We start from the raw sequence: 8,328 nt of genomic DNA, 5'->3' as shown, positions 1-8,328 counted from the left end.
TGGAACACAACTGCCCCCGCCCGTGCACCGATGCGCCCCACGTGCAGGATCGATGCCTCACACCGCTCCACGCCCTGGCCGTAACCCCAGGTGGCGGGGGCAGTTGTGTTCCACGTGGAAGAGACCATCGGAGTCACGGAAGCCGCACAGATCCCCAAGCAGCGCGGCGAGCAGCTGCTGGACAGTGCCGTGCGGTACGCGGAAGAGCGGCACTGGGACGTGTTTCCCGGGACCTGGTTGGAGGCCGTCGAGGGCCGGGAGCGCTGCTCCTGCGGGGCGGACGCGTGCGCCGTGCCCGGCGCCCACGCCGTCAGGCCCGACTGGTCGACCCAGGCGACCGGCAGCGGGGTCGGAGCCCGGCGGATGTGGTCGAAGCAGCCGAAGGCGTCGATCCTGCTGCCGACGGGCCGCACGTTCGACGCCATCGAGGTGCCCGAGTCGGCCGGGTTCCTGGCGCTCGCCCGGATGGAGCGGATGGAGCTGACGCTCGGGCCGGTCACCTGCACCCCCGACCGCCGGATGTACTTCTTCGTCCTGCCGGGCGCCGCGACCAAGGTGCCCGACCTCGTCCGCAAGCTCGGCTGGGTCCCGGCCTCCATCGACCTCACCACCCGCGGCGAGGGCCACTACGTGGCGGCCCCGCCCACCCGCATCGGCGGCAGCGGCGCGGTCCAGTGGGCCCGCCGCCCCACCCCGGCGAACCGCTGGCTCCCCGACGCGGAGGAACTGATCAGCGCTCTCGCGTACGCGTGTGGCCGGGAAGCGGCGGAGGCGAGAAGCCGCACGTCATGACCCTGGGTCCCCGCGGGCCTCACCCTTAGGGTGGGGCCGTAAGACACACGGGGACGGACGAGGGGCAGACTGACCATGCCTGACCAGGCATTTGACGGAGCGTTCGACACGGCGGGCGCCGCACCGGGGGACGGTGCGGCGCCCGCCGTGCGCATCGAGGGCCTGTGGAAGCGATTCGGCCAGCAGATCGCGGTGAACGGCATCGACCTGGTGCTGCCCGCGGGCAAGTTCATCGGGCTCGTGGGCCCCAACGGCGCCGGCAAGACCACCACCCTCTCGATGATCACCGGCCTGCTCCGTCCCGACCAGGGCCGCATCCAGGTCGCGGGGCACGACGTATGGGCCGACCCCGAGTCGGTCGCCCAGGTCAAGGCCCGGATCGGCATCCTGCCCGAGGGCCTGCGGCTCTTCGAGCGGCTCTCCGGCCGCGAACTCCTCGCGTACAGCGGGCGGCTGCGCGGGCTGCCCGGCGCCGAGGTCGACAAGCGGGCCGCACAGCTCCTCGACGTCCTCGATCTCACCGGCTCGCAGAACAAGCTGGTCGTCGACTACTCGACCGGCATGCGGAAGAAGATCGGACTCGCGGCGGCGCTCCTCCACAACCCCGAGGTGCTCTTCCTCGACGAGCCCTTCGAGGGCGTCGACCCGGTCTCGGCGCAGACCATCCGCGGCGTCCTGGAGAGGTACACCTCCTCCGGCGCCACCGTCGTCTTCTCCAGCCACGTCATGGAGCTCGTCGAGTCGCTCTGCGACTGGGTCGCCGTGATGGCGGCGGGCCGGATCCGCGCCCAGGGCACGCTCGCCGAGGTACGGGGCGACGCGCCCTCGCTGCAGGCGGCGTTCCTGGAGCTCGTCGGCGCGAGCGGCCGCGAGGCGGCGGGCGACTCGCTCGACTGGCTGGGCGGCGGGGCCGGGGCCGCCGGTGGGACCGGCGGCGCTGGTGGGACCGGTGCGGCCAGCGGCACTGGTGGGACCGGCGGCACTGGTGGGGTCGGTGCTTCGGGCGGGGCACAGCGATGAGCGCATTCCCGACCACGACCGCCACCGGCACCGCGACCCCGGCCGGTCCCGCCCCCTCCCTCACCTCCGTCTTCGTACGGCTCAAGCTGAGCCTGCTGCGCAACGGGCTGCGGCAGTCCGGGGGACGGACGGCCGCGTACATCCTGTCCATCGTCTTCGGAGCGGCCTTCGCCGCGGCCCTCCTGCTGGCCTTCGTCCTCATGCGGGGCAACGCCGACGCCGACAGCGTCGCGATCCTCCTCACAGGCGCGCTCGCGCTCTCCTGGGCGGTGATGCCGCTGTTCATCCCGAGCGGTGACGAGACCCTCGACCCGTCGCGGCTCGTCATGCTGCCGCTGCGGCCGCGGCCACTGGTCCGCGCGCTGCTCGTGGCCTCCCTCGTGGGTGTCGGCCCCGTCCTCACGTTCGTGCTGGCCCTGGGCGCCGCGCTGTCCGTCGCGCACGGCGCGGCCGGCACGGTCCTCGCCGTCCTGGCCGTACCGCTGACGGCCGTGACGTGCGTGGCACTGTCCCGGGCCGTGGCCGCCGCCAACGTCCGGCTCCTCACCTCCCGCAAGGGCCGGGACCTGGCGCTGCTGAGCGGCCTGATCATCGCCGTCGGCATGCAGGTCGTGAACTTCGCCGCCCAGCGCCTGGGCCAGGCCGGCGGTCTGGAGTCGCTGGAGCCGGCGACGGCCGTCGTCGGCTGGCTGCCGCCGGCCGCCGCGATCGCCGCTGTCGACTCCGCCAGTGAGGGCGACTACGCGGTGGCGGCGGTCCGGCTGCTGCTCACGGCGGCCTCGCTCGCGGCGCTCGTGCACTGGTGGCAGCGGAGTCTCGTACGGCTGATGGTCGAGCCCGACGGCTCCACGATCGGCGCGGCCTCCGACGCGGGCGTCCGTGACAAGGCCGACGGTACGGGGCGGCTCGCCCGGATCCTGCCGGGCGGGCGCACGGGCGCGGTCATGGAGCGCAGCCTGCGCTATCTGTGGCGCGACCCGAAGACGAAGGCCGGGGCCGTCACCTCGCTCGCCCTGGGCCTGATCGTCCCTCTCGTCAACGCGCTCCAGGGCACGGGCTCGATCTACTGGGCGTGCTTCGCCTCCGGCATGCTCGGCATGCTGATGTACAACCAGTTCGGACAGGACACCTCGGCGTTCTGGATGGTCGCCCAGACCATCTCGACGACGGCCGACGCGTACGCCGAACTCCGGGCGCGGGCGCTGGCCCTGCTCATGGTCACCCTCCCGTACGCGGTCTTCGTCACGGTCCTCACGGTCGGCGTCCTCGGTGAGTGGTCCCGGCTCCCGGACGCCGTCGGCCTGGCGCTCGGCCTGCTCGGCGCGATGCTGGCGACGGGATCGGTGGCCTCGGCCGCCTTCCCGTACTCGATCCCCCAGGACAGCGGCTACAAGAACGTGGCTCCGGGGCAGGGCGCCCTGGCGTGGATCTCGATCCTCGGCGGCATGCTCACGGCCCCGCTGCTGTGCGCTCCGCTGATCGGCGCGACGATCTACCTCCACGTCTCCGACCAGCAGTCCCTGCTCTGGCTGCTGCTCCCGGCCGGCACGCTCTACGGCGCGCTCCTGATCTGGGCGGGCCTGAAGGTGGCGGCGCCGCGGACGGCGAGGCGGCTGCCGGAGATCCTGGCGGCGGTCAGCAAGGGGTAGTCGCCGCCGGTCGCCGGTGATCGGCCCTTACGGACACGGCGATGGCCCGCCCGGTTCGAACCGGGCGGGCCATCGCCGTGTCCGCGGCATCGCTGCCGCGTCTCCGCGGCACCTCCGGAGCGTCCCTTCAGCGCCGGGTCTGGGTGACGCGCCACAGTCGGCGGGGCAGGTCGCCCTCCTCGAAGTCGATCACCTCGTCGAGGGTCCATCCGTCGGCGAGGGCGTCGACCAGGGCGCGGGGGAAGAAGTGCACGGCGAAGCCGCCGTGCTCCCAGATGTCGTCGCCGTGACCGGTCCCGGCGCCGTAGTGGGCGTCGCCGGTGTGCCGGACGGTGTAGACGAAGGTGCCGCCCCGTCGCAGGACGCGGTGCACCTCGGCGACGAGGGCGTGGATCTCGTCGGTGGACAGGGCCATGCACAGCAGCATGTGGGCGAAGACCGCGTCCACGGAGGCGTCGGCGAACGGCAGCGGTTCGCGTACGTCGACGACGGCGGTGGCCACCCGGTCGGCGAGGCCCTCGGCGTCGGCCCGGGCGCCGAGCTGGTCGAGGGCGACAGGGCTGAAGTCGGCGGCGGTCACGGTGAGCCCGGAACGGGCGAAGAACAGGGCGTCGCGGCCGTGCCCGGCGCCCAGTTCGAGGACCTGGCCGACGCCCAGGGCCAGGAACACCTCTGCGGCGCGGACGGCCGGGGCGGAGGGCTCGTCGCCGTACATCCCGGGGTGGGTGCCGTAGGTCCGCTCCCAGTGGTCGCGCTGGGATCGGACCGTCCCGTGCCCGGCCGCTCCGTCGCCGTCGGTGCTCGCGTCCGCGTCCGTGCTCATCGCCGCCCTTTCGTCGGGCCCAGCCTAGGGCTGGAGGCGATGGACAGCCTCCTGAGGCGCGCGAACGGATGAACAGGGTCACTCAACTGCCTTAAAGCAACGGGTAGTTTCGCTGAGGCTCCGGAGAAACGGCGCCCGGCGGACCCCTAGGCCGGGCCCCGGGAGATCGCCTCGATGCGGTCCAGGTGTTCCTCGCCCCATTCGCCGAGCGGCCCCATCGCCTTGTTGAGGGAGCCACCGAACTCGGTGAGGGAGTACTCCACCTTGGGCGGGACCTGCTGGTGGACCTCGCGGTGCACCAGGCCGCCGGCCTCCATCTCGCGGAGCTGGAGGATCAGCATCCGCTCGCTGATGCCGGCCACCGTCCGCCGCAACTCGCCGAATCTCAGCGGTCCTTCACCCAGCGCGAAGAGGATCAGCCCCTTCCATTTGCCGCCCATCACGGCGATGGCGGCGTCGAGTCCGCAGGTGTAGGTCCGCCCGGCCATCAGCAATCACCCTTACAGAAGTGTGGGTACCGAACAGAATTGTAGGTACTTGTCGGAATGCGCGTGCCACTCCAGGATGAGTGAAGTGCCGTGACGGACAAGCCTGTTGGCGACCGGCGGCGCGCCACTCGACGCACGCCCGCGCAGATGTGCGCCTGCCTGCGCACTCGCCCATCACCGACTACCCGCTGGAGTGACTCATGTCCGACGACCAGGCCACCCCCACCCCCGTGACCGTGATCGGGCTCGGTTCGATGGGCCGAGCACTGGCCGAGGCGTTCCTCGGTGCGGGGCACCCGACGACGGTCTGGAACCGTACGGCCGCCAAGGCCGCCCCGCTGGTCGCCGCGGGCGCCGTGCACGCCGCATCGGTGCGGGCCGCGGTGGAGGCGAGTCCGCTGGTCGTGACCTGCCTGACCACCTTCGGCGACACCCGCTCCGCGCTGGAACCGGCCGGGGCGGCACTGTCCGGGCGGGCCCTCGTCACGCTGAACAGCGGTTCGCCCGCCGACGCCCGTGCGACGGCGGGCTGGGCCGCCGGTCACGGCGCCAGGTTCCTGGCGGGGGCCGTCAAGAACGTGCCTGCGGCCGTGGGGGCGCCGGACACACTGCTGTACTACGGCGGCGACGAGTCGGTCTTCGACGAGTACGGGACGACCCTGAGGGTGCTGGGCGGCGACACCGTCCACCTGGGATCCGGGACCGACCTGGCCGCGTTGTACGAGATGGCGGTGGGCGCGATGCTGCTGCCCGCGCTCGTCGGGTTCTTCCAGGGTGCCGCCGCGCTCCAGGCCCGGGGCCTTGAGGCGGACAGCATGGTGCGGTTCGCCGGCAAGTGGCTCGACATGATCAAGTCCCTGCTGCCGGGCTACGCCAAGGAGATCGACAGCGGCGACTACACGGACGCGGCCTCTTCCGTGGACCTGTTTCTCGCGGGCGCGGCCCACGACAAGGCCCTCGGCGAGGAGACGAACGTCGACACGACCTGGATCGACCCACTGAACGATCTGCTGCGGCGTGCGGTCGACGCGGGCCACGGCAGCCACAGCATCTCGGCCCTGACCGAGGTGCTCAGGGGGGAGGGCTCCGCGGGCGCACGGCGCTCGTCGTGAGTCCTCGCCATCCGCACCATCCACGTCGTCCGAGTCATCCGCGCCACCGGCCTCATCGGCGTCATCGGCCTCAGCAGCGTCATCGGCGTCATCGGCCTCAGCAGCGTCATCGGCGTCATCGGTACGAGGCGACCAGCCTGGCCAGGTGTCGGCCCGCGACCTCCAGAGGGGTGGCGCTGCGGGCGACCTGGGCCGCCAGTTCCGCGCCCTCCAGGGTGGCGATCACCGTATGCGCCAGCTCCTCCGCGTCCGCCCCCGTGAAGCCCGACGCGGCCAGCTTCCGGGCGACCACCGCCCGCCACCGGGCGAACGCCTCGGCCGCCGCCTCCTGGACGCCGGGCGCGCTGTCCGCCGTACCGACGACCGTGGACGTGACCGGGCAGCCGTCGAGCCAGTCCGAGTCGCGCAGTCCTTCGGCGAGGGAGACGGTGAGCGCGACGAGCGCCTTCTCCGGCTCCGGCTCCGCGTCCAGCGCCTCGGCCAGGAACTCGGCGAACTCCTCGTCGCCGAGCCTCACCGCGGCCGTGCCGAGCTCCTGCTTGCCGCCGGGGAAGAAGTGGTACACGGAGCCGAGGGTGGCCCCGGCCTCGACGGAGATCTGCTTGACGCCGGTGCCCTCGTAGCCCTGGCGCTGCATGAGGCGGGAGGTCGTGCGGACGATCCGCTCACGGGTTCCGGCGGTCTCGGGGTCGTGCGGGGCCTTGGTCTTCACGCCACCACAGTACCGAACTAGAGCGATCGTTCTAGCCCTGCGCTAGGTTCCTCACTAGATAGAGCGTTCGTTCTAGTGACCGGGGAGATCTCTGTGAGCACGTCCGCTGTGAGCACGTCCGCCATGAACAACCCGCCCGCGTCCGTGACCGTCATCGGTCTCGGCCCCATGGGCCGCGCCATGGCCGGCGCCTACCTCGACGCCGGCTACCGCGTCACCGTCTGGAACCGCACCGCGAGCCGCGCCGACGACCTGGTCGCCAGGGGCGCGGTCCGCGCCGCCACCGTCGAGGAGGCGCTGAGGGCCAACGAGGCGGTGGTGCTGAGCCTCACCGACTACGCCGCCATGTACGCGATCCTCGAACCCGCCGTCTCCGCGCTCGACGGCCGCGTCCTGGTCAACCTCAGCTCGGACACCCCGGAGGAGACCCGCAAGGGGGCCGCCTGGGCGGCGAAGCACGGGGCGCGGCACCTCACCGGCGGCGTCCAGACACCGCCGTCCGGCATCGGCACCACGGAGTTCAGCACCTACTACAGCGGCCCCCGCGACCTCTTCGAGGCGCACGAGGGTCTCCTGAAGGTCCTGACGGACACGGACTACCGGGGCGAGGACCCCGGGCTCGCCGCGCTCTACTACCAGCTCCAGATGGACCTCTTCTGGACCACCCTGACCGCCTGGCTGCACATGGCGGCGGTGGCGGACGCGAACGGCATCGGTCTCTCCGAGATCAAGCCGTACGCGACCGGGACGCTGACCGGGATGGGCCAGTTCCTCGACTTCTACACGCCGCGGATCGAGGCGGGCGACCACGGCGGCGACGTCGACCGGATCTCGATGGCCGTGGCGAGCCTCGACCACGTCGTCCACACGACGCGGGACTCGGGCGTGGATCCGGCGCTGCCCGCCGCCGTCCTCGAGACGTTCCGGCGGGCGGCGGGCGAGGGCTACCAGGACGACAGCCTGACCCGGCTGTTCGAGGTGTTCGGCCGACGGCCCTGACGCCGGGAGCTGTTTCCGCTACGGCCGGCGGTACGCGTCGATCGGTGCGCGCGCCTCGTCGAAGAGGGCCGGGCCGTCCTGCGCCACCGTCGGCCGGTCGCCCGACCGCGGGTCGAGCTCGACCAGCTGCTCGGTGGCGAGCGCGTACACGACCCGGCCGAGGCCGGACCGCACGAGGGCACCCTCGCACATCCCGCACGGCTGGCAGCTGGTGTACATGGTGGTGCGCGCGGCGGTGGCCGGGTCGAGCTCGCGGGCTGCCCAGCGGGCGAGCTTCAGCTCCGGGTGGGCGGTGATGTCGTCGTCGCGCCGCACCGTGTTGTGCGCCTCGGCGAGAATCTCGCCGTTCGGGCCGGCGAGCAGGGAACCGTACGGCGCGTCCCCGAGGGTGACGGCGCGGGCGGCGAGGCCGATGGCGCGCCGCAGGAGGGTCTCGTCGGCGGTGGTGATCATGAGGTGGTCCTCCGGTGGGTGGCCACGGTGGTGAGCGCCCGCCAGGCCTCGTGGGGCCTGCGGGTCTCCTCCGGATCTCCGTGGTACGGGTCGAGTACGACGGTGTCGGCGCCGAGCAGACGGAGCTGGTCGAGGTCGGCCAGGATCTGCTCGACGGTGCCGACCCCGGCGGGCCGTTCGGGGTCGTCGACGGGCGTGGTGGTCAGCCGCAGGGCGATACGGGGCGCGAACCCCGGCAGCGTGTGGTCCGCCAGCACCGCGCGCATCCGGGCCATGGGCA

At 72.6% G+C, this 8,328-nt stretch carries 9 protein-coding genes and 1 pseudogene; 5 read left to right on the top strand and 5 right to left on the bottom strand.

The window, feature by feature from the left end; genetic code table 11:
- Nucleotides 1-105 precede the first annotated feature (105 nt).
- The 3 genes from AOK00_RS24395 to AOK00_RS24385 all read left to right on the top strand — a co-directional run bounded on the left by AOK00_RS24395 (nucleotide 106) and on the right by AOK00_RS24385 (nucleotide 3,461).
- Nucleotides 106-792, top strand: coding sequence for a bifunctional DNA primase/polymerase (locus AOK00_RS24395; protein ID WP_055602426.1), 687 nt, complete (start codon nucleotides 106-108; stop codon nucleotides 790-792).
- 75 nt (nucleotides 793-867) lie between these two features.
- Nucleotides 868-1,812, top strand: a complete 945-nt coding sequence (locus AOK00_RS24390; RefSeq protein ID WP_055602425.1) for an ABC transporter ATP-binding protein — start codon at nucleotides 868-870, stop codon at nucleotides 1,810-1,812.
- Nucleotides 1,809-3,461, top strand: a complete 1,653-nt coding sequence (locus tag AOK00_RS24385) for a hypothetical protein (protein WP_055602424.1) — start codon at nucleotides 1,809-1,811, stop codon at nucleotides 3,459-3,461. The genes AOK00_RS24390 and AOK00_RS24385 overlap by 4 nt, the downstream gene beginning before the upstream one ends.
- A gap of 127 nt (nucleotides 3,462-3,588) precedes the next feature.
- On the opposite strand, the gene AOK00_RS24380 is transcribed toward AOK00_RS24385, so the two are convergent.
- Together AOK00_RS24380 and AOK00_RS24375 are read right to left on the bottom strand one after the other, a co-directional pair.
- A complete protein-coding gene (locus AOK00_RS24380) occupies nucleotides 3,589-4,284 on the bottom strand; it encodes a class I SAM-dependent methyltransferase (protein ID WP_055602423.1) in 696 nt (231 codons plus the stop codon).
- Nucleotides 4,285-4,430: 146 nt separating this feature from the next.
- The gene (locus tag AOK00_RS24375; protein WP_055602422.1) at nucleotides 4,431-4,772 is read right to left on the bottom strand and encodes a winged helix-turn-helix transcriptional regulator; all 342 of its coding nucleotides are present in this window, start codon (nucleotides 4,770-4,772) and stop codon (nucleotides 4,431-4,433) included.
- A gap of 200 nt (nucleotides 4,773-4,972) precedes the next feature.
- Here AOK00_RS24375 and AOK00_RS24370 point away from each other — a divergent pair, with 200 nt between their 5' ends.
- A complete protein-coding gene (locus AOK00_RS24370; RefSeq protein WP_055602421.1) occupies nucleotides 4,973-5,884 on the top strand; it encodes an NAD(P)-dependent oxidoreductase in 912 nt (303 codons plus the stop codon).
- Nucleotides 5,885-5,999: 115 nt separating this feature from the next.
- Here the strand turns inward: AOK00_RS24370 and AOK00_RS24365 are convergent, their stop codons facing one another.
- Nucleotides 6,000-6,596 carry a TetR/AcrR family transcriptional regulator gene (locus tag AOK00_RS24365; protein WP_079042168.1) on the bottom strand — a complete coding sequence of 199 codons (597 nt, stop codon included), beginning with the start codon at nucleotides 6,594-6,596 and terminating at the stop codon, nucleotides 6,000-6,002.
- A gap of 123 nt (nucleotides 6,597-6,719) precedes the next feature.
- Here AOK00_RS24365 and AOK00_RS24360 point away from each other — a divergent pair, with 123 nt between their 5' ends.
- Nucleotides 6,720-7,595, top strand: coding sequence for an NAD(P)-dependent oxidoreductase (locus AOK00_RS24360; protein ID WP_055602427.1), 876 nt, complete (start codon nucleotides 6,720-6,722; stop codon nucleotides 7,593-7,595).
- A gap of 18 nt (nucleotides 7,596-7,613) precedes the next feature.
- On the opposite strand, the gene AOK00_RS24355 is transcribed toward AOK00_RS24360, so the two are convergent.
- Nucleotides 7,614-8,048, bottom strand: coding sequence for a nucleoside deaminase (locus AOK00_RS24355; RefSeq protein WP_055602420.1), 435 nt, complete (start codon nucleotides 8,046-8,048; stop codon nucleotides 7,614-7,616).
- Nucleotides 8,045-8,328: pseudogene (locus tag AOK00_RS24350) on the bottom strand (LLM class F420-dependent oxidoreductase); the annotation flags it as partial. The pseudogene AOK00_RS24350 and the gene AOK00_RS24355, both read right to left, overlap by 4 nt.

Source organism: Streptomyces aureus (genome assembly GCF_001418135.1).
GTDB lineage: Bacteria > Actinomycetota > Actinomycetes > Streptomycetales > Streptomycetaceae > Streptomyces > Streptomyces aureus_A.
Note: the sequence above shows the minus strand (reverse complement) of the source record. Positions and strands in the feature narration are given on the sequence as shown.